Here is a 22,949-nt window from a genome sequence, read left to right as displayed (position 1 = left end):
CCAGCCTCACCCGGTCGGCCGGGTCACCAGCCAGCGGTGCCCGAACGGATCGACGATCACCGCCGCCCGGCCGTAGGGCTCGTCGACCGGCGCGCGCTCGACACTGGCCGCGCGCCGGCTGGCCAGCGCCACGGTCGCGTCCACGTCCTCGACCAGCAGGTGCAGGGTGTGGCTGAACACGCTCGGCGCGTCCGGCGCGCGCACCGGCACCTCCGGGTACAGCGCGGAGGGCTCGGCGAGCATCAGCACCGCGTCCCCCAGTCCGAGCTCGGCGTGCCCGATGGTGCCGTCGGCGTTCTCGTGGGCCTCGCCGTGCCGGTGGCCGCCGAACACCTCCGCGTACCAGGCCAGCGCGGCTCTGGCGTCGGCCACGACGAGGTAGGGGGTCAGCGACGGCGGCCGCACCGGCGGGGGCGCGGCAGGTGTGGTCGCGCCGGCGTAGACCGCGCTGGTCAACGCCAGCCGCAGCCGGGCGGCGAACACCGCGGGCGGGTCCACCGGCGTGGTCGGCGAGTACAACGCGTCCAACGGGTCGGTCACGAGCCGTCACCGTCGTAGCCCCGCCGGAACGCCGCCCGCGCGCGGGCCAGCAGCGACTCGGTGGCGTGCACGGTCCGGTCAAGACTCTTGGCGACCTCGGAGACCGCCAGCCCGTCCAGATAGCGCAGGATCAACGCCGTCCGGTGCTGCGCGCCGAGCCCGTCGAGCACCTCCCGCGCGCGGCTCGCGTCCAGGATCCGGTCCCACGGGTCCGGCTCGGGCGGGGTCCTGCCGTCGAGCAGCCGCAGCCCGTGTTCGGCCCGTTCGGCGCGCCGCCAGTGGTCGGCCAGCGTGTGCCGGGCCAGGCCGAGCAGCCACGGCACCGACGGGCGCACCTTCGGCGCGCGCACCGCGGCCACCGCGGCCAGGAACGTCGCCGCGGTGAGGTCCTCGGCCAGCGGGGCCTGCCCACCTCGGGCCAGCAGATAGCCATAGACCCGCGGCAGCGCCTCGTCGTACAGCGCGAGCAGCCCGAGCGCCGGGTCGGGCCGCACGCCTGGCGTGCTCACGTCCCCCTCATGTCCCTATCGTCGTCCCGGCACGCGACACTCCGACGGGTCGATTCCGGATTTTTCACCCAGACGATCGATAGGGTCCGGTCCGTGGGTGACGACCGGTACGGCGCGCATGTCCTGTCCCGCAAGCCTCGGCGGGCGATCCCCGAGGTGGTCGCCGAGCCTGGCCTGGTGGTCGAGGACCCGGCCAGCGGCTTCTGCGGCGCGGTGACCCGCTTCGAGCACGGCAACGTCGTGCTCGAGGACCGCCACGGCCGCCACCGCCTGTTCCCGCTCACCCCGGCCGGGTTCCTCCTCGAGGGCCGCCCGGTCACCCTGGTACGCCCCACAGTCAGGCCGGACACCACGAAACCGGTGTCGGCGTCGGGCTCGGTGCGGGTGGCCGGACACACCGCGCGCACCGCGCTGGACAGCAGGCTGTGGGTCGAGGGCATCCACGACGCCGAGCTCGTCGAGCGGGTCTGGGGCCACGACCTGCGTGTGGAGGGCGTGGTGGTCGAGCCGCTGCACGGCATCGACGACCTGCCCGGCCTGGTCGCCGAGTTCGGCACCGGACCCGGCAGGCGACTCGGGGTGCTGGTCGACCACCTGGTCGCCGGCAGCAAGGAGTCCCGCATCGTCGACACCCTGCGCGACCCGCAGGTCCTGGTCACCGGCCACCCCTACGTGGACGTGTGGCAGGCGGTGCGCCCGGCGTCGGTCGGCATCCGGGAATGGCCGGTGATCCCGCGCGGCGTGGACTGGAAGACCGGCGTGTGCGACGCGCTGGGCTGGGGCGAGCCGGCCGACGGCTGGCGCCGCGTGCTGGCCCGCGTCAGCAGCTACAAGGATCTCGAGACGCCGTTGATCGGCGCGGTCGAGCGTCTTATCGACTTCGTTACCACTGGTGAGGAGTAGTGACCGGATCAGCACGACTCTGAGAGCATGGGGCCATGGCCGCTGTGCTCTGGCTCCTCGGGGGAATCGCGCTGATCGCCGCGGAGATCCTGTCCGGGGACTTCTTCCTGCTCATGGTCGGGGTCGGCGCGCTGTTCGGCGCCGGCACCGAGTGGCTGACCGGCAACACGGTCCTGGCCGCGGGGGTGTTCGCGCTGGTGTCGATCGGGCTGGTGACCTTCGCCCGCCCATGGCTCAAACGGCGCATGCACGGGGAGTTGGTGCACACCAACGTGGACGCGCTGATCGGCAAGAAGGGGGTCGCGCTGTCGTTGGTCAACGCGACCGGCGGCCAGGTCCGCCTCGACGGCGAGGTGTGGACCGCCCGCACGGTCGACGACACGGCGATCTCGCCCGGGGTGCCGGTGACCATCGTGGAGATCTCCGGGGCGACCGCGGTGGTGCTGGCGGACCCGGAATGATGCGACAACCAGGTGAACGCGGCCAACTTCCCCCGGGACGCGGCCCCACCATGAGAGGGTTCGGGTCGACCTTGTGATCTACTGCCCCAGGGTCCACCAGAAGCCAGCCCGAGCCGGAGTGGAGGCACGTTGACAGTCCTCATTGTCGTCATCGTCGTGGTGCTGTTCGTACTCACGGTCGTGGTGAAGTCGATCCTGGTGATCCCGCAGGCGCAGTCGGCGGTGGTCGAACGGCTCGGCAGGTTCCGGTCGGTGGCCGAGCCCGGCCTGAACTTCCTGGTGCCCTTCCTCGACCGGGTCCGCGCCCGGATCGACCGGCGCGAGCAGGTGGTCTCCTTCCCACCCCAGCCGGTGATCACCCAGGACAACCTGACGGTGTCGATCGACACCGTGGTGTACTTCCAGGTCACCAACCCGCGCGACGCCGTGTACGAGATCTCCGACTACATCATCGGCGTCGAGCAGCTCACCACCACCACCCTGCGCAACGTCGTCGGTGGCATGAGCCTGGAGGAGACGCTGACCTCCCGCGACTCCATCAACGGCCAGCTGCGCGGCGTGCTCGACGAGGCCACCGGCCGGTGGGGAATCCGGGTCGCGCGCGTCGAGCTGAAGGCCATCGACCCTCCACCGTCCATTCAGGACTCCATGGAGAAGCAGATGCGCGCCGACCGCGAGAAGCGCGCCATGATCCTCACCGCGGAGGGCACCCGCGAGGCGGCCATCAAGACCGCGGAAGGCCAGAAGCAGAGCCAGATCCTGTCCGCGGAAGGCGCCAAGCAGGCCGCGATCCTGGCCTCCGAGGGTGAACGCCAGTCCCGGATCCTGCGCGCCCAGGGTGAACGCGCCGCCCGCTACCTGCAGGCACAGGGCCAGGCCAAGGCCATCGAGAAGGTCTTCGACGCGATCAAGGCCGGCAAGCCGACCCCCGAGGTGCTCGCCTACCAGTACCTGCAGACCCTCCCGCAGCTGGCCCAGGGCGACTCGAACAAGGTCTGGATGCTGCCCAACGACTTCGGCAAGGCCCTCGAAGGCTTCGCCAGGGCACTGGGCGCACCGGGCGACGACGGCGTGTTCCGCTACGAACCGCCGGCCTACGAGCCCCCGTCACACCCCGAACAGGACGACGACGAGATCGCCTCCTGGTTCGACACCTCCACCGACCCCAAGGTCGCCCAGGCCGTCCGCGAGGCCGAGGCCGTCGCCCGCCAGGAGGTGCCCAGCCCGCTGGCCACCAAACCGGCCGGCCCGCCCGCCATCAGCGCCGGCACCACCCCGGTCCCGGCACCCGCGCCCATCCAGCACCCCGTGCGCCGGGTCGAGCCGCAGACCCCGCCGCCGGCCGCCCCCACCCAGCAACTGCCCACCCCGACTCCCGCGCCGCGCCCGGCCGCCGCACCCCAGCCGCCGGCCCAACCGCTGGGCCGCCCACCGGAGTCGACCGAACTGTCCGACGAACCGCCCCGCTACTAGCCACTACCGACGGCGCCGCTCACCCCAGGGTGGGCGGCGCCGTTCGCGTCACCGACGCGGCCACGAACGCCACCGCCGGGGTCGGCGCCGCGACACAGCTCGCCGCCCGCCCCGGGCTCACCGTCCGCGCCACCACCCGCACCTGCCAGGCCCGGCCGTCCCCATGCGCCACCGGCACCAGCCACTCATCAGCCGACTCCACCGCCGCGCCCACCCGCACCGAGTCCGGACACCCCACCCCTTCGTCGGCGCGCACCGCCAACTCGGCCACCTGCCCCACCGCGGGCCAGGTCGACCGCCCCCGGCAGCCCTCGGTCACCACCGCCGGCCCGCCGTCGAGCAGCCGCCGCGCCGCCGCGACATCCACCCGGCCGTAGGCATACCCCGTCGGCAACAGCAGCGCGGTGGGGGAGAAGCGGTGCCCACCCAGATGCGTGCACTCCCACACCGCGTCACCGTGGGTCGCCGCCAGCGCCGCGGCCACCGGCCGGCCGAGCAGCGCGCAGCACACGTCCCGGCGGCCGTTGGTGCACACCATCAGCGGCCGGTCGTCCGACACCGCGCCCAGCAACCCGGGCGTGCCGGCCCCGGCCGCGACGAAGTCCAGATCGAGCAGCTGCTTCGCGTCGTGCACCGACGTGCGCTCCAGCCAGGTCCGCCCCGGCGCCGTGTGCGCCAGATACACCTGCCGGGGGACCGGGCGATGCCGGTCGGGATGGCTGCCCGGCCGGCGGATCAGCACGATCCGCACCCCGGTGCCGGCCGACAACCGGGCCAGCTCCCCGGCCACCCCCGGATCCAGATGACTGGCCGACAACGCGTCTCGCCCCCACGGCCCCGGTTGTTCGACACACAGCCAGGAACGCGCGGTCGCGGCCGTACCGGCCAACGGCTCACCGAGCATCGCCGACACCGCGGAGCAGCGGGAAGTATCCATCCACAGCAGACTCTCACAAGCCACTACCAGCGGGACCGGACGGTCCACCACCGTGTCAAAAGGACTCCGTGGACGACAGGGAAAACGAGTTCCCACCCTGCCTAGGGTGGAGATCATGCGTCTCTCGGTCCCACACGCCGATCCAGGCATCCCCGACGCACGCGGACCCGGCCACTACCTGTGGTGGCTGGTCACCAGACAGCCAGGCCGGGTCGCGCTCGGCGTCCTGTTCGGCAGCACCTGGATGATCAGCCTGATCATCCCGCCCTACCTGCTGGCCCACGCCATCGACGACGGGCTACGGCCGGAGAACTTCACCATGCTCGCCAGCTGGACCGCCGCGCTGGTGCTCGCCGGCGCGGTGAACGCCGCCCTCGGCGTCCTGCGCCACCGCACCATGACCTTCGTCCGCCTCGACGCCGGCTTCCGCACCGTGCAGGTGGTCATCCGGCACGCCGTCGCCGTCGGCGCCGAACTGCCCCGCCGCGTCAGCTCCGGCGAAGTGGTCAGCATCGGCGCCGCCGACCTCGACCGCATCATGCGCACCATGACCGTCACCGGTCCGGGCGTCGGCGCGGTGGTCAGCTTCGGCGTCGTCGCCACCCTGCTCATCGGCATCTCCACCCCGCTGGCCCTGGTCGTGCTCATCGGCGTACCCGCGCTCATGCTGGCCCTCTGGCCGCTGCTCAACCGGATGCGCGACACCGAGACCGCCTACCGGGAACAACAGGGCGCCCTCACCGCCCGCGCGGGCGACATCGTGGCCGGCCTGCGCGTGCTGTGCGGCATCGGCGGCAAGGACCGCTTCGCCACCCGATACCACCGCGACTCCGACGCCCTGCGCGCCGAGGGCTACCGGGTCGGCGCGATCTCCAGCTGGATCGAGGCCATCTCCGTCGGCCTCCCGATGGTGTTCCTCGCCCTGGTCACCTGGCTGGGCGCGCGCATGGCCGCCGCCGGCGACATCACCATCGGCGAGCTCGTCGCCGTCTACGGCTACCTCGCCGTGCTCACCACCCCGATCTGGTTCCTCATCGAGGGCGCCCAGGACCTCAACCGCGGCCTGGTCGCCGCCCGCCGCGTCACCCACCTGCTCACCCTGCGCCCCACCATCCCCGACCACGCCACCACCCCCTGCCCACCAGCACCGGCCCCCCTGCACGACCCGACCTCCGGCCTGACCGTCCACCCGGGGGAGCTGCTCGCCATCGCCCCCGCCCTGCCCGCCGACGCGCTCGCCCTCACCGACCGCATCGGCCGCTACGTCGACTCCGACGCCACCTGGGGCGGCGCGCCGCTGGCCAGCATGCCGGCCACCGAGGTCCGCGGCCGCATCGTGGTCGCCGACAACGACGCCCACCTGTTCACCGGCCCGCTGCGCGCCGTCGTGGCCACCGAGCGCGACCACCCGGACAGCGCGATCGACCACGCCCTGCGCACCGCGGCCGCCGAGGACGTGCTCACCGGACTGCCCGCCGGACTCGCCTCCCCGATCGAGGCAGGCGGCCGCGACCTGTCCGGCGGCCAGCGCCAACGCATCCGCCTGGTCCGCGCCCTGCTCGCCGACCCCGAGATCCTCATCCTGGTCGAACCCACCTCGGCCGTCGACGCCCACACCGAGGCCGCCATCGCCGCCCGCCTCCACGACCACCGCCGCCACGCCGCCACCGTCATCATCGGCACCTCACCCCTGCTGCTCGACCGCGCCGACCGGGTCGCCTACCTCGCCGACGGCCGCGTCCTCGCCACCGGCAGCCACACCGACCTGCTCCACACCCACCCCGGCTACCGCACCCTCGTACACCGCGAAGCCGGCGACGAGGAACCCGCCCGGTGAAGCGCCAGAAGCAGCCTGTCCCCAACGCGACCACCACCGTGCAGCGCGCGGAAGCGCGTCAGTTCCAACTGCCCGTCGCCGGGCGGGCCGACGTACGCCGGGCCCACTGGCAGCTCGTCCGCGCCGACCCGACCGGCGCCACCGTCGTCCTGCTCTTCGCCTGCCTGGCCGCCGCCGCCGGTCTCGGCGCGCCCTGGCTCATCGGCCGCATCGTCAACCACGTCGAGGCCGGCCACCCCCAAACGTCCACAGTGGACCTACTGGCCGCCGGCATCCTCGCCTTCGCCGTGGCCACCATCGTGCTCACCCGCTTCGCCCGCTACCTCGCCCACCGCTTCGCCGAACGCGCCCTGGCCAGACTGCGCGAGGAGTTCGTCGACCGCACCCTCGCCCTGCCCACCGGCGTCGTCGAACGCGCCGGCACCGGCGACCTCATGGCCCGCACCACCGCCGACATCGCCACCATCGGCACCGCACTGCGCGACGCCGTCCCCGAAGTGTTCGTCGGCCTGCTGCAGGTGCTGTTCCTGCTCGCCGCCGTCACCGTCATCCACCCGCTGTTCGGCCTGTGCGCCCTCGCCGGCATCGCCGGCCTGTGGTGGGCCGGACGCTGGTACCTCCACCGCGCCCGCGACGCCTACCTCGCCGAAGGCGCCGCCAACTCCGAGATGTCCGAAACCCTCGCCGCCACCGCGGAAGGCGCCCGCACCATCGAGGCCTTCGGCCTGCACCACCGCCGCGTACGCGCCGGCGACGACCGCGTGCACACCGCGTTCCGCACCCGCCTGCGCACCCTGTTCCTGCGCTGTGTGCTGTTCCCCGTCCTGGACTTCTCCTACATGCTGGCCACCGGCTTCGTGGTCCTCGCCGGCGGCCTGCTGCACACCGCCGGCCAGACCACCCTCGGTGCGGCCATCGCCGCCGCGCTCTACACCATGCAACTGGCCGACCCGCTCACCCGCGTGCTGATGTACATGGAGAACATCCAACGCAGCACCGCCTCCATGGCCAGGATCAAGGGCGTGGCCGACGCCGGCGGCCCACCACCGCCCGGCGGCACCCCACGCGACGACCGCATCGAGATCACCGGCGTCCGCTACGCCTACGACGGCCGCGCCGACCGCGACGTGCTGCACGGAGTCGACCTCGCGGTCCGGCCGGGGGAGCGGCTGGCCATCGTCGGCCCCTCCGGCGCCGGCAAATCCACCCTCGGCCGACTGCTCGCCGGCGTCGAGGCGCCCCGCACCGGCCAGGTCACCGTCGGCGGCGTGCCGGTCGCCGACCTCGCACCCGACGAGCTCCGCCGCCGGATCGTGCTGGTCACCCAGGAACACCACGTGTTCATCGGCACCGTGCGCGACAACCTCGCCATCGCCGCCCCCACCGCCACCGACGACCAACTCCACGACGCCCTCCGCGCCGTCGACGCCGACTGGGTACACACCCTGCCCGCCGGCCTGCACACCGAACTCGGCGCCGGCACCGAATCCCTCGACGCCGCCAAAGCCCAACAACTCGCCCTCGCCAGAGTCGTGCTCGCCGACCCGCACACCGTGATCCTCGACGAGGCCACCGCCCTGCTCGACCCGACGACCGCCCGGCACGCCGAACGCGCCATGGCCGCGGTACTGACCGGCCGCACGGTGATCGCCATCGCCCACCGACTGCACACCGCGCACTACGCCGACCGCGTCGCGGTGATGGCCGACGGCCGGATCACCGAACTCGGCAGCCACGACGACCTGGTCGAGGCCGGGGGAGCGTACGCGGCACTGTGGCGCTCCTGGCACGGCGCAAGCTGACTACCGGTACCGCTCGACCAACTCCCGCCCGATCCGCGCCAACTCCGCCCGCACCGCCTCGGACTCGACGACCTCGAGCCCGCCACCCCAGCCGGCGAGCTGCTGGGCGACCATCACCGGCTCCGGCGCCGAGACCCGGACCGTGGCCCGGCCGTCACATTCCCCGACGACCTCGCAGTGGCGGCCGAACTGCCGGCGCAACACCCCCACCAGCCGCGCGGACACCACGACGGTCGCCACGCACGCCGTCTGCCGCCCCTCGACCTCGTCCACGACCGTCCGCCAGGCCGCCTCCAGGTCGAAGTCCGCCGGCCGCGTCGCCGGCTCCTCGGTGAACACCGCCCGCACGATCCGATCGACCCGGAAGGTCCGCCGACCCCGAGTGGTGCCCGCGATGAGATACCAGTGCTCGCCCTTGTCGACCAGCCCCCACGGGTCGACCACCCGTGTGGACTCCCGTTTACCGTAAGTCAACTCCACTCTCAGTTGTCGAACGACCGCGCTTTGTAACAGATCGACCAGCTCAGGCCGCCGACTGACCGGCTCGCCCCACCGCGCCGAGTCGATGACCACCGCGCCGGCCGCGGCCCGCGCGTCGGCACGAAAGGTCTGGGGGAGTGCCTGAACGAGCTTGCGCAACGCCGCCTTGGCCACCGGCGAGACCGCCGCCGCCGGGCCGACGAGCAGGAACAACGCCTGCGCCTCGGTCGAGGTGAGCCCGGACAGGTCGGTACGGGCGCCACCGACCAGCGACCAGCCGCCGTTGCGGCCCGGCTGCGGGTAAACGGGGATGCCGGCCGAGGAGAGGGCCTCCAGATCGCGGCGGGCCGTGGCCACCGAGACCTCCAGCTCGGCGGCGACCTCCGCCGCGGTCACCCGACCGTGGGACTGCAGGTACAGAAGGGTGGCCACCAGCCGGTCCGCGCGCACAGCTGCCAGTCTGCCCGACAAAGTAGGCAGAAGATGAGCACTTTATGCCGGATCGTGGTGGTCACCCCAACGAGAGGACAAGACGATGCTGCGAGGAATGGCCACGGTGAGCCTGTTCGCCGACGATCTGACGGCGGCCACGGACTGGTACACGACGTTGCTCGACGTGCGGCCGTACTTCGTGCGACCGACGGAGGGACCGGCGGCCTACGTCGAGTTCCGGTTCGGGGATTATCAGGCGGAGTTGGGCATCATCGACCGCAGGTACGCGCCGCACCAGGACACCCGGCCCGGTGGGGTAGTGCTGTTCTGGCACGTCGACGACATCGACGCGGCACTGGCCAGGCTGACATCGATGGGCGCCACCGAGCACGAGCCTCGCGTGGACCGCGGCGAGGGTTTCGTGACGGCGTCGGTGGTGGACCCGTTCGGCAACGTGCTGGGGGTGATGTACAACCCGCACTACCTGGAGATCCTGCGCCACAGCTGATCCGGCGTCGCGCCCAGGTCAGTCCTGTGGTGGCGTGTGGTGGATTCGGCGTTCGACGACATCCGGAAGGTAGCTCGCGGCGGTGGCGTAGTCCTTGTCAGCGTGGAGTACGACGAGCCCGCGGATCGCCGCGGTCGCGCCGATGATCAGGTCGACTGTCGACATAGCTCGGTGCGCACCCTGGCGAAGAAGTTTGTGCTGGGCTGACTCGATCCATTGCCATACATTCTTCGGGATGTTGACGTCGGGAAACAGGTTGTCGAACATCTCGCTCATTTGTTCGTACTCGTCAGGATTGCGAGCCGACCGGCGGAATTCGACACGTTGCGGCTGACACGAGCCGACGGCCCCGGCGGAGATCACGTCTGACCAGGCGGTGCGCAGCGAGTCTTCGCGTAGGACGCGCCAGAGCGCTGAAGAGTCGATCAGGTAGAGGATCGCCTGACCTCCTTGTCTGCGTCGTGAAGATCCTGCCAGCCTTCGTAATCCCAAGCCTTGGCCGCCGCTCCGAAGTGCTCTAGGGCGCGGATGCGACGATGACGAGCGGAGTACTCGCGAAGTGCGAGGTTCACCGTGTCCTTCTTGGTCTTAGCCCCGGACAACCGCATAGCCTCGGCGAGAGCGTCGTCGTCGAGGTCGATCTGAGTCACGGTCATCCAAGCCTCCATGTTGGCGATGTATGCAGACATTGTATCTCGTCCACATGTCATGCGGGGAGGCCCAAGCGCGTTACTTAACATAATGTAGATTATCGAACATCTGCTCATGGTGCCGCGAACACGCTAGAACGGGTGTTCGCCAGCGGCGTCGTAGCGAACTACTGTAATGACACCGTTGACTCAACAACCGTGTCAATGGTGGGAAGGAGTTGGCATGACCGCCGACGTGTCGATCCCGATTCCACCCCCTGACGGCTTCACCGTCGACCAATACGTGAAGATGAAACTCGACTACCGGTGGACCGAGTTGCTGGACGGAAGGATTGTGGTGAATCCCAGCCCGCGTCCCTGGCACGGGCTGCTCGTCCGGCGACTCGCCAACGCCCTGGAGGACTCCGCACCAGCGGAGTTCGTCGTTCTGACCGAACAAGACGTCATGTTGAACGACAACACCGCACCGGCGCCGGACATCGTGGTCGTCCGGGCCGAGAGCTTCGATCTTGACCGGGTGGCGCAGCCCGCCAGTGAGGTCGTCCTTGCCGTGGAGGTCTGGTCTCCTGGAAACCGGCTGGAGGAACGCGCGTTGAAACCCAAGCGGTATGCCGCTGCCGGCGTTCCGTTTTTCTGGAGCATCGAGCGTCGCGACGGCGCACCGTTCGTGATCACCTATCGTCTGGACGGCGCGTCAGGTGATTACGTCCAGACCGGCGAGCATGCCGACACGCTGACCACTGACACTCCGTGGAACGTCCGGATCGCGCTGCTGCGCCTGCTGCCCGCCTCGCTCCCCCGAAACGTCAAGTGACGTAACGACGTCTGGGTCAGGCGGCGGTCGCGGCCTCGACGAGTACGCGTTCCACCCGGGCGATCAACGACGCCCGGCGCAGGCACCACACCCGGAACGCCCGGCGGTCGTTGTTGTCCAGCGCCGCGTCGATCTGGGCCGCGGTGTTCAGGATGCAGATCTGCAGACCACTGATCTCCGCACTGGAATCGGGCTTGGACATCGATCGGCTCATCGCGACCACCGCCAACGGGATCGGTGTGGAAACGTCTGTATTCATAGTCGCCCGCCTGGCTCAAGCTGAGCTTGAATCTGGCTGAGGTGATAGCCAATCGAGAGCTAATGCGGCGAGTTCTCCGACACCGCCCGGTCGGCGATCACTGTCGGCCGGCGCATCCACGCCCCGTGTGGCCGCGCGAGCAGCGCCGACAGCGGCTCGGGCCGCCCGAGGTGGAAGCCCTGGGCCACCCGCACCCCGAGCCGCTCCAGCGCGTCGACCTGGGTCGATCGTTCGACCCATTCGGCTACCACCGAGATGCCCAGGCCGCGGGCGATGTCCACGATTCCCTGCACCAGCACGGTGTCCCGGCTGCCGTAGTCGATGCCGCGGACGAACTCGCCGTCGATCTTCACGCCGGTGATCGGGAGTTTCTTCAGGTGGACGAACGAGCCGAAACCGGCGCCGAAGTCGTCGAGGGAGATCCGGCAGCCGCTGGCGCGGAGGCGTTGGGCGAGGGTGCGCGCGGCGGCGAGGTTGGTCACGGCGGCGGTTTCGGTGATCTCGAAGCCGAGCCGGCCGGGTGCGACGCCGGCTTTGGCCAGCCTGCGCACGACGAAGTCGCCGAAGTCGCCGTCCTCGAGGGTGCGGCCGGAGACGTTGACGTTGAACCGGAGGCCGGGGTACGGGTGGGCAACCAGCGCGTCGATCGCGGTGCCGATGACCCAGCGGTCGATGTCGAGCACGAGGTCGCTGCGTTCGGCGGCGGGCAGGAACTCCCCCGGGCTCAGTGGCGGGTCGATGCCGTCTTCCAGGCGCAGCAGCAGTTCGTGGCCGACGACGCGGTTGGTACCCAGCTTCACCATGGGCATCGCGTGCAGGACCAGGCCGCCGTTGGCGATGGCGGCGCGGACCCGGTCCAGGACGGTCACGCGCATGGCGGTGTCCATGTAGTGGCCCTGCTCGTACACGGTGACGCGGTTGCGGCCGGCGGACTTGGACGCGTACAGCGCGAGGTCGGCGTTGGCCAGGACGGACTGCCAGCAGTCGCCGGAGGTGAAGCCGGTGACGCCGGCGCTGACCGTGACCCTGCTGGCGCCGCCGCTGCCGGTCAGCGGCAGGGTGGCCACGGCGGCGCGGAGGCGGTCGGCGAGTTCGACGGCGGCGGACTCCTTGGTGTCGGCGAGCACCACGGCGAACTCGTCGCCGCCGAGCCGGCCGAGGACGTGCCCCTCCCCCAGCCTGGCGCGCAGGACGTCGGCGATGGCGCGCATGACCAGGTCGCCGGCGGGGTGGCCGCGTAGGTCGTTGATGTCCTTGAAGTTGTCCAGGTCGAGCAGCAGGAAGGCGCCGGTGCCGTGGTGGGCGAGGCGTCGTTCCAGCTCACGGGTGAGTGCGCGGCGGTTGAGCAGGCCGGTCAGCGGGTCCTCGTCGGCGAGGCGGATGAGCTCTGCCTGCCATTCGACGCGTTGGCCGGCGTCGACGCCGTCTGCGCGCCAGCGGCTGACGTCCACGACGCGGTAGAGCAGTTGGGTGTCGCCGAACACGGTGCAGCGCACCTCGAGCCAGCGGTGTTCGGCGTCGGCGGCCTGGGACAGCACGACGCCGTCGTGTGGGCCTTCGGGGGCGCCGATCAGCAGGGTCGGCAGGGAGCGCTCGACGCACTGGTCGACGGTGAGGTCGAGGATCTCGGCCATCAGCCGGTTGGCCCAGCGCACGCGTCCACGCAGGTCGGTCACCGCGTAGGCGGTGTCCGAGGTGTCGAGCACGGCGTCGAGCATCTCCACGTGGGAGATGCCGTCGATCATCATGCGGAACGCCTCGTTCGTGCTTGACAGTCAATTGGGCAGGAAGGGTAGCCGAACAGTTCTCTCAGCGCAGCCGTTCGAGTCCGTGCGCGGTTCGCACGACCTGTGCTGCCAGCTCTTTCAGTTCGTGGGGTGGAGCGCCGTCGTCCGTGGCGGTCACCAGGTCCTCGGCGGCACACCGCAGTTGGAACAGGCGGTCCTGTAGATCAGCGAGCTCCACCGCGGACAGTACTACGGAGTCCTCCGGCAGCCCACCGCGCTGGACCGCGGAGCGGCGTTCGTAGGCGCGTTGGCGGCAGGACTGGGTGCAGTAGCGGCGGGGGCGGCCGACCCGGCCGTCGTCGGGTAGGCGCAGGCCACACCATCCGCAGTGGCGTGGTTCGGTGCGTGACCGGGGGCGTTCGGGAGCGATCATCGGCACGGAACCTATCTGGCCACGTTTCGTGCACCCATTCGCCACGCCGCTGGGGCAGACTCGGCGCCGTGACGGACAGCGTGCGGGACCATGCGTTCTTCGCCGGCCCGTACCCGCGTGCGTTCGTGCACCGGGGGTGGCACTACGGCGAGTTGGCCGGGATGGAGAACTCGCTGTCGGCGTTTCGGCGGGCGGTCGAGGAGGGCTATCGCTATCTGGAGACCGATGTGCACGCGACCAGTGACGGGGTGGTCGTGGTGCATCACGACCCGGTGTTGGATCGCACGACCGATGCGCGTGGGGTGGTGGCGCGGTTGCCGTGGCGGTCGGTGCGGGCGGCGCGGATCGGTGGGCGGGAGCCGGTGTCGCGGTTGACGGATCTGCTCGAGGAGTTGCCGACCGCGTTGTTGAACATCGATGTGAAGGCGGAGTCGGCGATCGAGCCGCTGGTGGAGACGTTGCGGCGGTGTGGGGCGTTGGGGCGGGTGTGTGTGGCGTCGTTCTCGGAGGCGCGGTTGCGGCAGGTGCGTCGGGTGGCCGGTGCGGGGTTGTTGACGTCGATGGGTACGGGGGCGATCGCGCGGTTGTGGGCCGCGGGGCGCGCGCCGTTGCTGGCTGGGCGGGGTCGGTGCGGGCTGGTCGCGCAGGTGCCGGTGTGGCATGGGCGGGTGCGGGTGGTGGATCGGCGGTTGGTCGCGGCGGCGCGGGCGCGGGGGGTCGAGGTGCATGTGTGGACGGTGGACGATCCGGTGCAGATGAACGAGTTGATCGAGCTGGGGGTGGACGGGTTGATGACCGATCGGCCGGCGGCGTTGCGGGAGGTGTTGCGGGCGCGGGGTTTGTGGCCGGGGGGTGGCTAGTCGAGGTCGAGGATGTCGGCGAGGCCGGCGGCGGCGAAGGCCTGGTGGAGGGCGTCGCGGCCTTCGGTGAAGTGGCCCCAGCCGTCGTAGTGGACGGGGACGACCCGGCGGGCGGCCAGTAGGCGGGCGGCGGTGACCGCCTGGGCGCTGTCGAGGGTGAGCAGGGCGCCGTCGAACAGTGGGGTGCGGGCGGCGCCGGCGAACAGCACCGCGGTGTCGATCGGGCCGCAGCGGTCGGCGATCTTGGCCACGACGTCCAGGGAGGCGTTGTCGCCGCTGACGTAGACGGTGGGCAGGTCGGGTGCGGTCAGGACGAAGCCGATGACCTCGCCGGTGATCGGTTCGCAGCCGTCGGGGCCGTGTTGGGCGGGGGTGGCGGTCACGGTGAGGGTGCCGCCGCCGGGTCGGGGTAGTTCCACGACGTCCCAGGGGGCCAGTCCGTGGGCGGGGGTGTCGAGGCGGTCGGCGCCGCCGCGGGTGGTGAGTACCAGTCGGATGCTGGCCAGCAGGGCGCGGCCGGCGTGGTCGAGGTTGTCCGGGTGTTCGTCGTGGGACAGCAGTACGGCGTCGACGCGGCCGAGGTCCTCGGGGGTGGTGGTGGACGGTGTGGTCTTGACCAGTACGCCGTTGGGGATGGGGTACTCGCCGGGGGCGTCGAAGGTGGGGTCGGTGAGCAGGCGCAGGCCGCCGATCTCGATGAGGGCGGTGGGGCCGCCGAAGTGGCGGATGGTGATCTGCTCGGTCTTCGCCTCGACGTCGGACATACCAGCTCCTCACGGATGGGGTGTGGATTTTCCGTGAGCAACGGTATGGGGTCATCACGGAAAAGCGCAAGCCTTAACATGAGAGGGTGGAGACGAGCACCGCGCCCGGCGCCGAGCGGTACCCCGCGCTGGACTTCGCCAACAGCGCGCTGGCCCTGCCCGGCGGCCAGTACCGCGACCTGCTCGGCTCCCCCAAGGCCGCCACCGGCTGGCTGGTCGACCACCGTCTCGCGCCGGCCGAGGCCGAACTGCACGAGGTGTGCGCGGCCCAACTGCGCGCGCTGCGCGAACAGCTCCGCGCGCTGCTCGCCGCCCGAGTCGACGACCTGCCCGCTCCGGGGGCGGCACTCAGCGCGGTCAACGAGGCGCTCACCAGGACGCCCACCGCGTCGCTGCTGCACTGGGACCCCGCCCGCGGCCTGCACCGGATCACCTCGCACCCGACCACCCAGATCGTCGACCACGCGCTGGCCGCGCTCGCTGCGGACGCCGCCGACCTGCTCACCGGCGCCGACGCGGACCGCCTCGCCGCCTGCGGCTCCCCGCCGTGCAACCGGTACCTGCTGCGCACCCACGGCCGTCGCCACTGGTGCTCCACCCGGTGCGGGGACCGGGCCCGCGCCGCCCGCGCCTACGCCCGCAAGGCCGAGAGCAAGGCGACCTGACCCGCACCCAAACGCCCTGAATGAGGCATTCAGGGCGTTGAGCGTCGCCAATGCCTCATTCAGGGCGGTGCCCTTGTTTTAGTCGGTCATGGACTCGGCGATCGCGACGGCCTGGCGGTGGGTGAGGTCGCCTTCGACGCGGTAGGTCAGGCCGTCCTGTTCCCAGACGAGGGTGGTGCCGGCCAGGCGCGCGGACCGTTCGTGGCGGTGTCCGTCGCGGTCGAGGTAGAGCACGGGGTGCGGGGTGGGCAGCCAGATCCCCGGCGCGCCGTCGACGGTGGTCGGCACGGCGTCCGGGACGTGGGTGAACTTCTGGAACATCGGGTCCAGGCCGCCGTCGACCTGGTCGACGCGCACCCCGTCGTAGCTCAGGGTCACCACCCGGGGCGGGTCGCCGTCGGCCAGGTGCACGGTCGACGGGTCGCCGAGCAGCGCGGGCACGCGCAGCGGGAAGGTGGCCTGGGCGCGGGCCTGCTCGAGGGTCACCACGCGGTCGCCGGGCAGCGGGGCCGGGGTGGCCGGCGCGGGTGGCGCTGGCGCGTGGGTGAGCTCGACGGCGCCGATGCGCAGGAAGTCCAGGACCGCGGCGCGCACCGCCGGTGACGCGGCCATGGCGACACCGAGCGCGACCAGCAGGGCCACGGCGACGGCGGCCAGCCGGGGCAGGAGACCGGGCCGGGGTCGGGGGTGGTCCAGGCGGGCGAGGACCGCGGCGGTGAGCGCGGCCTCGGCCGGTGGCGGCGGCACGTCCAGGTGCGCGCCCAGGTCCCGCAGGTGGCGCTCAGTCACCGGTCACCTCCCTGGGCAGTGTCCGACGCAGCCTGGCGAGCGCGCGGGACAGGCGGGACTTGACCGAGCCGCGTGGCCAGGCGAGGACCTGCGCGGTCTCGGCCTCGGTGAGGTCGAGGAAGTAGCGGCAGGTCAGCACCTGGCGGTCGCGGTAGGACAGGGTGTTGACCGCGGCGAGCACGGCCGCCCTGGTGTCGGCGGTGACGGCCTGCAGGTCGGGTTGGGTCGGGTCGATGTCCGGTTCGACCAGGCGGAGCTCGAGGGTGCGGCGGCGCCGGGTCGCACGGTGCAGGTTGCTGGTCTCGTTGGCGACGATGCGCAGCAGCCAGGGACGGAAGGCGGCGCCGTCGCGGAACGAGCCGAGCGCGCGGTAGGCCTTCACGAACGCCTCCTGCACCACGTCCTCGGAGTCCTCGCCCGCGCCGAGCAGGTAGGCGGTGCGGTGCGCGAGCGCGCCGTGGCGGGCGACCAGCGAGGCGTAGGCCTGCTGGTCACCGGTGCGGGCGCGGGCCACCGCCTCGTGTTCGGCGTCCTGATCGGCGGTGTGCGCGGTGGTCTGGTCGTCCGTCTCGGTCCTCCTCGGCTGCCTGTTGATACACCGGCCGGGCCCGATCGGTTCCCGGCAAAACCCACAGTGGAACGCCGGCGCGCTCGGCGGTGTACCTGGTGCATGAGAACGCGACGAACACTGCTGATGGCCGGGCTGGCGCTGGTCGCCGGCGTGCTCGGGGTCTCCCCCGCGCACGCCGGCGGGTGGGCCGAGACCGTGCTCGACCCGCCGCCGGCCAGGATCGAGTCCACGGTGACCTACACGTTCGGGTTCTGGGTGCTGCAGCACGGCTCGTACCCGATCCGTCACGGCGACCTCGGGGCGGTCGCGTTGACCGCGGCCGACGCGGACGGCGCGCGGGTCACCTTCCCGGCCACGAGCGGTGCGACCGAGGGGCACTACTCGGCGGAGGTCGTCTTTCCCCACGACGGGGTGTGGCAGCTCGGCGCGGCCCACGAGACGCTGATGCCCGACGCGCTGGTCGCGGTGGTGACCGTGCCGGGCGCGGTCGCGATCGAGCCCAGTGAGGTCGGCCGGCGCGCGGCCCACGACTGGGGCACGGTGCGGCCGGGTTTCCCGCCCACGGCCGACGACGCCCAGATCGCCGCGCCGCAGGACCCACCGCGGGAGGTGGCGCCGCGAAGCGCGGTGACCGACGCGGCGCGGGAGAGCGGGGTGCCGGCGGAGGTGGTGGTGGCCGGTGGGCTCCTGGTGGTGGCGGTCGCGGCCGGGGTGCGGCGGTATGTCCGGCGGGCCCGTTAGGGCCTGGCCTGCGTGCCGTCCCAGGCCGCGGTCCAGGTCCGTGGCCCCAGCAGCCCGGAGGTCGTGATGCCGTTGGCGCGTTGCAGGGCGAGCACGGCGGTGCGGGTCTCGGCGTAGTAGCAGCCGCTGCCCTCGAAGGCGAAGCCGTGGGTGTTCATCCGCAGCTGCCAGGTCCGCAGCGCCTCGTGGCAGTCGCCGTAGTCGAACACCACTCCCGGCCACGGCGGTGCCGCCGGTGCTCCCCCGCCGCCCACGTAGGCGGACTCGGCGTAGGTGGGCACGCGTTCGCTGTGGGCGTCGGCGTCCTCGCGCAGGCCGTGCTTGGTGGCGCAGGTCCACGGTTGCCAGCCGCGCATCCGGTAGAGGTACAGGGCGCGGAAGTCCTGTTCGCGTGGGGTGGCCTGGTGCGGGTAGCCCTGGCCGCCGACGCTGCGCCAGGTCGGCAGGTCGAACTGGTAGGCGCCGTAGTAGCCGCCGTGGCTGGCCACGACGGTGTAGCTGTCGCTGGACTCGCACTGGCGCAGGGTGGCCCAGTCGCTGGCCGGCGGGTCGGCGGCGGCCGGGGTGAGCTGGACGGTGCTCACGATCACGATCATGGCCGCCAACAGCAGCAGCCGCACGAGAGGTCGTTCTGCGCTCATGGGCGGTCACGCTAAGTGCTCTACTCAGGTGTCACAACCGCAACAGTGACCACTTCGTTATCACACGTCACTCCGATCACCCCAGTTCGCGAAAATCAGGGGTCGACATACCGCCGCGACGCGCGGGCCGCGCCCGATAGGGTCCGCGTGCCACCCCCCGCTTGGAGGATCGATGAGTGTCGTGGACGAGGGCGCGTCGACGGTCGGCAGTGCGCCCGAACGACGCCGTGAACAGCGCGGTTGGGTCTGGTACGACTGGGCCAACTCGGTGTTCTCCAGCTCGGTGGTCACGGTCTTCGGATCGAACTACCTGGTCGCGGTCGCTGCCGACGCCGCGCGCGCGGACACCGCGACCAACGGCGCGACCCCGTGCGTCGGCGCGGACGGCCAGGACAGCAACCTGATCAACTGCCAGATCGACGTGCTCGGCTGGCACGTGCAGGCCGGCTCGCTGTGGGGGTATCTGCTCTCGCTGGCCGCGATCGTGCACGTGCTGGTCGTGCCGCTGGTCGGTGCGATCTCCGACCGCACGCAGAGCAAGCGGCGGATCCTGGCGATCTCGGCGTTCGGCGGCGCGGCCGCCACCGCGATGCTGGCGCTGGTCTCGGACGGCAACTGGGGCCTCGGGGTGCTGTTCTTCGTGCTCGGCAACCTCGGGTTCGGCACCTCGGTGGTGGTGTACTACGCGTTCATCCCGGAGATCGCCACCGCCGACGAACGGGACGGCCTGTCCACCCGAGGGTGGGCCTTCGGGTACCTCGGCGGCGGGGTCGCGCTGCTGGTGCAGCTGCTGGTGTACCTGTTCCACGAGGAGCTCGGGCTGGCCGAGTCGACCGCGGTGCGGATCATCTTCGTGCTCTCCGGGCTGTGGTGGGCCGGGTTCGCGATCATCCCGCTGCGGGCGCTGCGCCGCCACCAGCCCCCGCACGGCACCGAGCGGGGCGCCTCGGTGCTGGTCGCGGGGTTCCAGGAGCTGGGCCAGACACTGCGCGCGGCGCGCGCCTACCCGCTGACGCTGGCCTTCCTCGGCACCTACCTGATCTACACCGACGGCATCTCGACGGTGGCCAACGTGTCGGCCCAGTACGGCCGCGAGGAGCTCAAGTTCGACGAGAACGTGCTCATCGTGACGATCCTGATCGTCCAGTTCATCGCGTTCGTCGGCGGCATGCTGCACGGCTGGGTCGCCAAACGGCTCGGCGCGAAGCGCACGATCATGATCAGCCTCAGTGTGTGGGTGGTGGTCATCGCCGCCGCCTACTTCGTGGAGGCCGGCCAGCAGCTGCAGTTCTACGGGCTCGCGGTGGCCATCGGGCTGGTGCTCGGCGGCACCAACGCGCTTTCCCGGTCGCTGTTCAGCCAGCTGGTGCCCCGAGGGCGGGAGGCGCAGTACTTCTCGATCTACCAGATCGGTGAGCGGGTGGGTGAGATCGCCGGGCCGGCCATCTTCGCCGGCGTGGCCGGGGCCACCGGGTCGTTCCGGCCGGCGCTCATCTCGATGGTGATCTTCTTCTTCGTCGGTCTGGTGCTGATGTACTTCATCCCGATCCGCAAGGCGATCCGAGCGGTCGGCAACGACGAGCCGACGATCGTCTAGACCGGATGGTCTGGATAGGGTCCGGGCGTGGAGCCGATGCCGAACCTCGCTGATCCGACCGACGCACTGTCCTCGGTGCCCGCCGCCGGGTCGCGCCGCGCCGTGCCCGTGGTGGGCCACCTGCGCTTCTACTACGGCCCGATGGACTGCGGGAAGTCGACGCTGGCCCTGCAGGTCGACCACAACCAGGCGCGGCAGGGGCGAAGAGGGCTGCTGCTGGTGCACCGGGACCGGTCGGGCAAGCCGCAGATCAGCAGCCGGATCGGGATCACCCGGACCGCGATCGAGGTGCGGGTCGGGGTGGACCTGCGGGACCTGGTGCGGGCCACGTGGGCCGGCGGCACCCGGGTCGACTACGTGATCGTCGACGAGGCGCAGTTCCTGTCCCCCGAGCAGGTCGACCAGCTGGCCGAGCTGGCCGACGACGTGCAGGTCGACGTGTACTGCTTCGGCATCGCCACCGACTTCCGCAGCCGGCTGTTCCCCGGGTCGCGGCGGCTGTTCGAGTTGGCCGACGAGCTGCAGCCGGTCCAGGTGGACGTGCTGTGCTGGTGTGGGCTGCCGGCCAGGTTCAACGCGCGAGTGTGGGACGGGGACGTCGTGCGCGCCGGGGACACCGTGCTCGTGGCCGACACCGACGATACGGAACGTGATCTTCACTCTGCGGCCGCCTCGACTACAGTGCGTTATCAGGTGCTGTGTCGGCGGCACTTTAGACTGGGTGACCTGGGGCCCAGTGTCGCCGCGCACGGTCAGCTCCAGCTGACGTGAGGGCCAACTCGCCCAGGCCGATCCCCCAAGTGGGCGATGGAGACGAACGATACTGAGACGCGCGCGTCACGAACTGGTTTAAGTCATGTCTTTTCGGTGGAAACTTGATTTGGCGGGATTCTGTAGGTCACCCTGAGCAACCGGTTGCGGCACGCGGGAACGAATCGCTGCGTCCGGGCGTTGCTCTTGGTAAGCATGACCCTGGCTCCAGCTGGAGCGGGAGCCGAACGAAAGGACGTCGCGATGGCCGACCGTGTACTCCGTGGAAGCCGACTTGGCGCGGTCAGCTACGAGACCGACCGCAATCACGATCTGGCACCACGCCGAACCATCCGTTACGCCTGCCCGAAGGACCACGAGTTCGAGGTCCCCTTCTCGGACGACGCCGACGTGCCGTCGATGTGGGAGTGTCGACTGCACGGCACCACCTCCAAGCTCATCGACGGCACCGAGCCGGAGACCAAGAAGGTCAAGCCGCCACGGACGCACTGGGACATGCTGCTCGAACGCCGCAGCATCCCCGAGCTGGAGGACCTGCTGGCCGAGCGCCTGCAGGAGCTGAAGGTGCGGCGCAGCCGCTCAGCCTGACCCCGCGCCACCCGAATGCCCCGACCGGGACCCGTCCCAGCCGGGGCATTCGGCGTTGAGCAGGGCTGTGATCAGACGTTCTTGAACTCGACGCGCAGGGAGTGCAGGGGCACGGTGTCGATGTTCTCCACCGAGTGCGGGCCCTCCGGCGGGTTCCAGCTGCCGGCCAGCTCGGCGCGCGGCGGCAGTGGGTCGGGTGACTCGAAGGTCACCTGGTCGCCGATCCGGTAGCGGATCCGGGCGCGTTGGTCGGTCATCATCACGCTCGGCCAGCGGTGGGTGTGGTCGGGCTCGTGTGCTCCGGGTGCCAGGGTGACTTCGAGCACTCGAACGTGTTCGTTCTCGAACACGACCCGGTGAGAGTTCGGCGCGGCGACCACCGCGTCCAGCTCTTCGCCCCAGTGCCAGTCGGCCGGGTCGACCGCGTGCGTCACGGCCGCTTGGCGAACAGCGACCGGAGTTGGTTGCCCCGGCGGCGCAGGCCCCACTTGGTCACTCGGATGAGGGCCTCGCGGATGATGTCGCCGCTCATCTTCGACTGGCCGCGTTCGCGTTCGGTGAACGTGATCGGCACCTCGACCACGGTGAAGCCGGCTTCGATGGTGCGCCAGCCCAGGTCGATCTGGAAGCAGTAGCCCTGCGAGGCGACGTTGTCGATGCGCAGCTTCTCCAGCGCCTCGCGGCGGTAGGCGCGGAAGCCGGCGGTGATGTCCTTGACCTTCGCGCCCAGCGCCATCCGGGAGTAGAAGTTCCCGCAGCGGGAGATGAACTGGCGCTGCAGCGGCCAGTTGACGATCTTCCCGCCAGCCACCCAGCGCGACCCGATCACCAGGTCGGCGTCGTTGAGCGCGTCCAGCAGCCGGGGCAGGTCCTCCGGGGCGTGGGAGCCGTCGGCGTCCATCTCCACCAGCACGGCGTAGTCGCGTTCCAGGCCCCAGGTGAAGCCGGCGACGTAGGCCGCGCCGAGGCCGTTCTTCTCCGTGCGGTGCAGCACGTGGACCCGGCCGGCGGAGTCGGCCTTGGCCAGCTCGTCGGCGATCTCGCCGGTGCCGTCGGGGCTGCCGTCGTCGACCACCAGGACGTGCGCCTTGGGCAGCGCGGCGTGCAACCGGGTGACGATCGGTTCGATATTGTCCCGCTCGTTGTAGGTCGGGACCACCACCAGCACCGGCTCGAGCTGGTCTGCCATACGTCGTT

Annotated in this window: 28 protein-coding genes; 13 read left to right on the top strand and 15 right to left on the bottom strand. The window is 71.1% G+C overall.

The window, feature by feature from the left end:
- Positions 1-6: 6 nt before the first annotated feature.
- Positions 7-540: a VOC family protein gene (locus tag ACYVIP_RS21065; RefSeq protein WP_460398878.1), complete on the bottom strand. Its 534-nt coding sequence runs from the start codon at positions 538-540 to the stop codon at positions 7-9.
- Positions 537-1,049, bottom strand: coding sequence for an RNA polymerase sigma factor (locus ACYVIP_RS21060; protein WP_460398876.1), 513 nt, complete (start codon positions 1,047-1,049; stop codon positions 537-539). Before ACYVIP_RS21060 ends, ACYVIP_RS21065 begins: the two co-directional genes overlap by 4 nt.
- Before the next feature lie 93 nt (positions 1,050-1,142).
- On the opposite strand from ACYVIP_RS21060, the gene ACYVIP_RS21055 reads away from it, so the two are divergent.
- The 3 genes from ACYVIP_RS21055 to ACYVIP_RS21045 all read left to right on the top strand — a co-directional run bounded on the left by ACYVIP_RS21055 (position 1,143) and on the right by ACYVIP_RS21045 (position 3,886).
- The gene (locus ACYVIP_RS21055) at positions 1,143-1,952 is read left to right on the top strand and encodes a DUF3097 domain-containing protein (protein ID WP_460398874.1); all 810 of its coding nucleotides are present in this window, start codon (positions 1,143-1,145) and stop codon (positions 1,950-1,952) included.
- 35 nt (positions 1,953-1,987) lie between these two features.
- Positions 1,988-2,413 carry an NfeD family protein gene (locus ACYVIP_RS21050; RefSeq protein WP_460398872.1) on the top strand — a complete coding sequence of 142 codons (426 nt, stop codon included), beginning with the start codon at positions 1,988-1,990 and terminating at the stop codon, positions 2,411-2,413.
- Between the two features lie 129 nt (positions 2,414-2,542).
- A complete protein-coding gene (locus ACYVIP_RS21045; RefSeq protein WP_460398870.1) occupies positions 2,543-3,886 on the top strand; it encodes an SPFH domain-containing protein in 1,344 nt (447 codons plus the stop codon).
- Between the two features lie 19 nt (positions 3,887-3,905).
- Here the strand turns inward: ACYVIP_RS21045 and ACYVIP_RS21040 are convergent, their stop codons facing one another.
- On the bottom strand, positions 3,906-4,823 hold the full coding sequence (locus ACYVIP_RS21040; RefSeq protein ID WP_460398868.1) for a sucrase ferredoxin: 918 nt from the start codon (positions 4,821-4,823) through the stop codon (positions 3,906-3,908).
- 115 nt (positions 4,824-4,938) lie between these two features.
- Between ACYVIP_RS21040 and ACYVIP_RS21035 the strand changes: the two genes are divergently transcribed.
- Together ACYVIP_RS21035 and ACYVIP_RS21030 are read left to right on the top strand one after the other, a co-directional pair.
- Positions 4,939-6,660 carry an ABC transporter ATP-binding protein gene (locus tag ACYVIP_RS21035; protein WP_460398866.1) on the top strand — a complete coding sequence of 574 codons (1,722 nt, stop codon included), beginning with the start codon at positions 4,939-4,941 and terminating at the stop codon, positions 6,658-6,660.
- On the top strand, positions 6,657-8,462 hold the full coding sequence (locus ACYVIP_RS21030; RefSeq protein ID WP_460398864.1) for an ABC transporter ATP-binding protein: 1,806 nt from the start codon (positions 6,657-6,659) through the stop codon (positions 8,460-8,462). Before ACYVIP_RS21035 ends, ACYVIP_RS21030 begins: the two co-directional genes overlap by 4 nt.
- On the opposite strand, the gene ACYVIP_RS21025 is transcribed toward ACYVIP_RS21030, so the two are convergent.
- Complete coding sequence (locus ACYVIP_RS21025; RefSeq protein ID WP_460398862.1) at positions 8,463-9,392, bottom strand: helix-turn-helix transcriptional regulator; 930 nt, start codon at positions 9,390-9,392, stop codon at positions 8,463-8,465.
- 85 nt (positions 9,393-9,477) lie between these two features.
- Here ACYVIP_RS21025 and ACYVIP_RS21020 point away from each other — a divergent pair, with 85 nt between their 5' ends.
- Positions 9,478-9,882, top strand: a complete 405-nt coding sequence (locus tag ACYVIP_RS21020) for a VOC family protein (protein ID WP_460398860.1) — start codon at positions 9,478-9,480, stop codon at positions 9,880-9,882.
- 18 nt (positions 9,883-9,900) lie between these two features.
- Here ACYVIP_RS21020 and ACYVIP_RS21015 read toward each other — a convergent pair whose 3' ends face one another.
- Both ACYVIP_RS21015 and ACYVIP_RS21010 read right to left on the bottom strand, forming a co-directional pair.
- The gene (locus ACYVIP_RS21015) at positions 9,901-10,374 is read right to left on the bottom strand and encodes a PIN domain-containing protein (protein WP_460398858.1); all 474 of its coding nucleotides are present in this window, start codon (positions 10,372-10,374) and stop codon (positions 9,901-9,903) included.
- Positions 10,308-10,538: a type II toxin-antitoxin system VapB family antitoxin gene (locus ACYVIP_RS21010; RefSeq protein WP_460398856.1), complete on the bottom strand. Its 231-nt coding sequence runs from the start codon at positions 10,536-10,538 to the stop codon at positions 10,308-10,310. The genes ACYVIP_RS21015 and ACYVIP_RS21010 overlap by 67 nt, the downstream gene beginning before the upstream one ends.
- A gap of 217 nt (positions 10,539-10,755) precedes the next feature.
- Between ACYVIP_RS21010 and ACYVIP_RS21005 the strand changes: the two genes are divergently transcribed.
- Positions 10,756-11,346 carry a Uma2 family endonuclease gene (locus ACYVIP_RS21005; RefSeq protein WP_460398854.1) on the top strand — a complete coding sequence of 197 codons (591 nt, stop codon included), beginning with the start codon at positions 10,756-10,758 and terminating at the stop codon, positions 11,344-11,346.
- Positions 11,347-11,362: 16 nt separating this feature from the next.
- Here ACYVIP_RS21005 and ACYVIP_RS21000 read toward each other — a convergent pair whose 3' ends face one another.
- The 3 genes from ACYVIP_RS21000 to ACYVIP_RS20990 form a co-directional block, all read right to left on the bottom strand.
- Positions 11,363-11,548: a hypothetical protein gene (locus ACYVIP_RS21000; protein WP_460398852.1), complete on the bottom strand. Its 186-nt coding sequence runs from the start codon at positions 11,546-11,548 to the stop codon at positions 11,363-11,365.
- A gap of 116 nt (positions 11,549-11,664) precedes the next feature.
- Positions 11,665-13,353 carry a putative bifunctional diguanylate cyclase/phosphodiesterase gene (locus ACYVIP_RS20995; RefSeq protein ID WP_460398850.1) on the bottom strand — a complete coding sequence of 563 codons (1,689 nt, stop codon included), beginning with the start codon at positions 13,351-13,353 and terminating at the stop codon, positions 11,665-11,667.
- A 61-nt stretch (positions 13,354-13,414) separates the two neighbouring features.
- Positions 13,415-13,765 carry a hypothetical protein gene (locus tag ACYVIP_RS20990; protein WP_460398848.1) on the bottom strand — a complete coding sequence of 117 codons (351 nt, stop codon included), beginning with the start codon at positions 13,763-13,765 and terminating at the stop codon, positions 13,415-13,417.
- A gap of 68 nt (positions 13,766-13,833) precedes the next feature.
- On the opposite strand from ACYVIP_RS20990, the gene ACYVIP_RS20985 reads away from it, so the two are divergent.
- Positions 13,834-14,625 (top strand): glycerophosphodiester phosphodiesterase family protein, encoded by a 792-nt coding sequence (locus ACYVIP_RS20985; protein ID WP_460398846.1) that lies wholly within the window; start codon positions 13,834-13,836, stop codon positions 14,623-14,625.
- Here ACYVIP_RS20985 and ACYVIP_RS20980 read toward each other — a convergent pair.
- The gene (locus ACYVIP_RS20980; RefSeq protein ID WP_460398844.1) at positions 14,622-15,389 is read right to left on the bottom strand and encodes an MBL fold metallo-hydrolase; all 768 of its coding nucleotides are present in this window, start codon (positions 15,387-15,389) and stop codon (positions 14,622-14,624) included. The genes ACYVIP_RS20985 and ACYVIP_RS20980 overlap by 4 nt on opposite strands.
- 86 nt (positions 15,390-15,475) lie before the next feature.
- Between ACYVIP_RS20980 and ACYVIP_RS20975 the strand changes: the two genes are divergently transcribed.
- Positions 15,476-16,054, top strand: a complete 579-nt coding sequence (locus tag ACYVIP_RS20975; protein WP_460398842.1) for a CGNR zinc finger domain-containing protein — start codon at positions 15,476-15,478, stop codon at positions 16,052-16,054.
- A 78-nt stretch (positions 16,055-16,132) separates the two neighbouring features.
- Here the strand turns inward: ACYVIP_RS20975 and ACYVIP_RS20970 are convergent, their stop codons facing one another.
- Both ACYVIP_RS20970 and ACYVIP_RS20965 read right to left on the bottom strand, forming a co-directional pair.
- Positions 16,133-16,843: a hypothetical protein gene (locus ACYVIP_RS20970; protein WP_460398840.1), complete on the bottom strand. Its 711-nt coding sequence runs from the start codon at positions 16,841-16,843 to the stop codon at positions 16,133-16,135.
- Positions 16,836-17,357 carry an RNA polymerase sigma factor gene (locus ACYVIP_RS20965; protein ID WP_460398838.1) on the bottom strand — a complete coding sequence of 174 codons (522 nt, stop codon included), beginning with the start codon at positions 17,355-17,357 and terminating at the stop codon, positions 16,836-16,838. Before ACYVIP_RS20965 ends, ACYVIP_RS20970 begins: the two co-directional genes overlap by 8 nt.
- Positions 17,358-17,513: 156 nt before the next feature.
- On the opposite strand from ACYVIP_RS20965, the gene ACYVIP_RS20960 reads away from it, so the two are divergent.
- On the top strand, positions 17,514-18,155 hold the full coding sequence (locus ACYVIP_RS20960; RefSeq protein ID WP_460398836.1) for a hypothetical protein: 642 nt from the start codon (positions 17,514-17,516) through the stop codon (positions 18,153-18,155).
- Here the strand turns inward: ACYVIP_RS20960 and ACYVIP_RS20955 are convergent.
- Positions 18,152-18,796, bottom strand: a complete 645-nt coding sequence (locus ACYVIP_RS20955; RefSeq protein ID WP_460398834.1) for a transglycosylase family protein — start codon at positions 18,794-18,796, stop codon at positions 18,152-18,154. The two genes, ACYVIP_RS20960 and ACYVIP_RS20955, sit on opposite strands and share 4 nt — an antisense overlap.
- A gap of 172 nt (positions 18,797-18,968) precedes the next feature.
- Here ACYVIP_RS20955 and ACYVIP_RS20950 point away from each other — a divergent pair, with 172 nt between their 5' ends.
- The 3 genes from ACYVIP_RS20950 to ACYVIP_RS20940 all read left to right on the top strand — a co-directional run bounded on the left by ACYVIP_RS20950 (position 18,969) and on the right by ACYVIP_RS20940 (position 21,752).
- Entirely contained in the window at positions 18,969-20,393 is a 1,425-nt protein-coding gene (locus ACYVIP_RS20950; protein WP_460398832.1) for an MFS transporter, read from the top strand.
- A 36-nt stretch (positions 20,394-20,429) separates the two neighbouring features.
- Entirely contained in the window at positions 20,430-21,164 is a 735-nt protein-coding gene (locus ACYVIP_RS20945; protein WP_460399183.1) for a thymidine kinase, read from the top strand.
- A gap of 243 nt (positions 21,165-21,407) precedes the next feature.
- Positions 21,408-21,752, top strand: coding sequence for an RNA polymerase-binding protein RbpA (locus ACYVIP_RS20940; protein ID WP_460398830.1), 345 nt, complete (start codon positions 21,408-21,410; stop codon positions 21,750-21,752).
- 71 nt (positions 21,753-21,823) lie between these two features.
- On the opposite strand, the gene ACYVIP_RS20935 is transcribed toward ACYVIP_RS20940, so the two are convergent.
- Positions 21,824-22,186 (bottom strand): hypothetical protein, encoded by a 363-nt coding sequence (locus ACYVIP_RS20935; RefSeq protein ID WP_460398828.1) that lies wholly within the window; start codon positions 22,184-22,186, stop codon positions 21,824-21,826.
- Positions 22,183-22,941, bottom strand: a complete 759-nt coding sequence (locus ACYVIP_RS20930; protein ID WP_460398826.1) for a polyprenol monophosphomannose synthase — start codon at positions 22,939-22,941, stop codon at positions 22,183-22,185. The genes ACYVIP_RS20935 and ACYVIP_RS20930 overlap by 4 nt, the downstream gene beginning before the upstream one ends.
- Positions 22,942-22,949 lie beyond the last annotated feature (8 nt).

Source organism: Actinophytocola sediminis (assembly GCF_054779715.1).
This window is presented reverse-complemented; position numbering and strand designations above follow the sequence as displayed.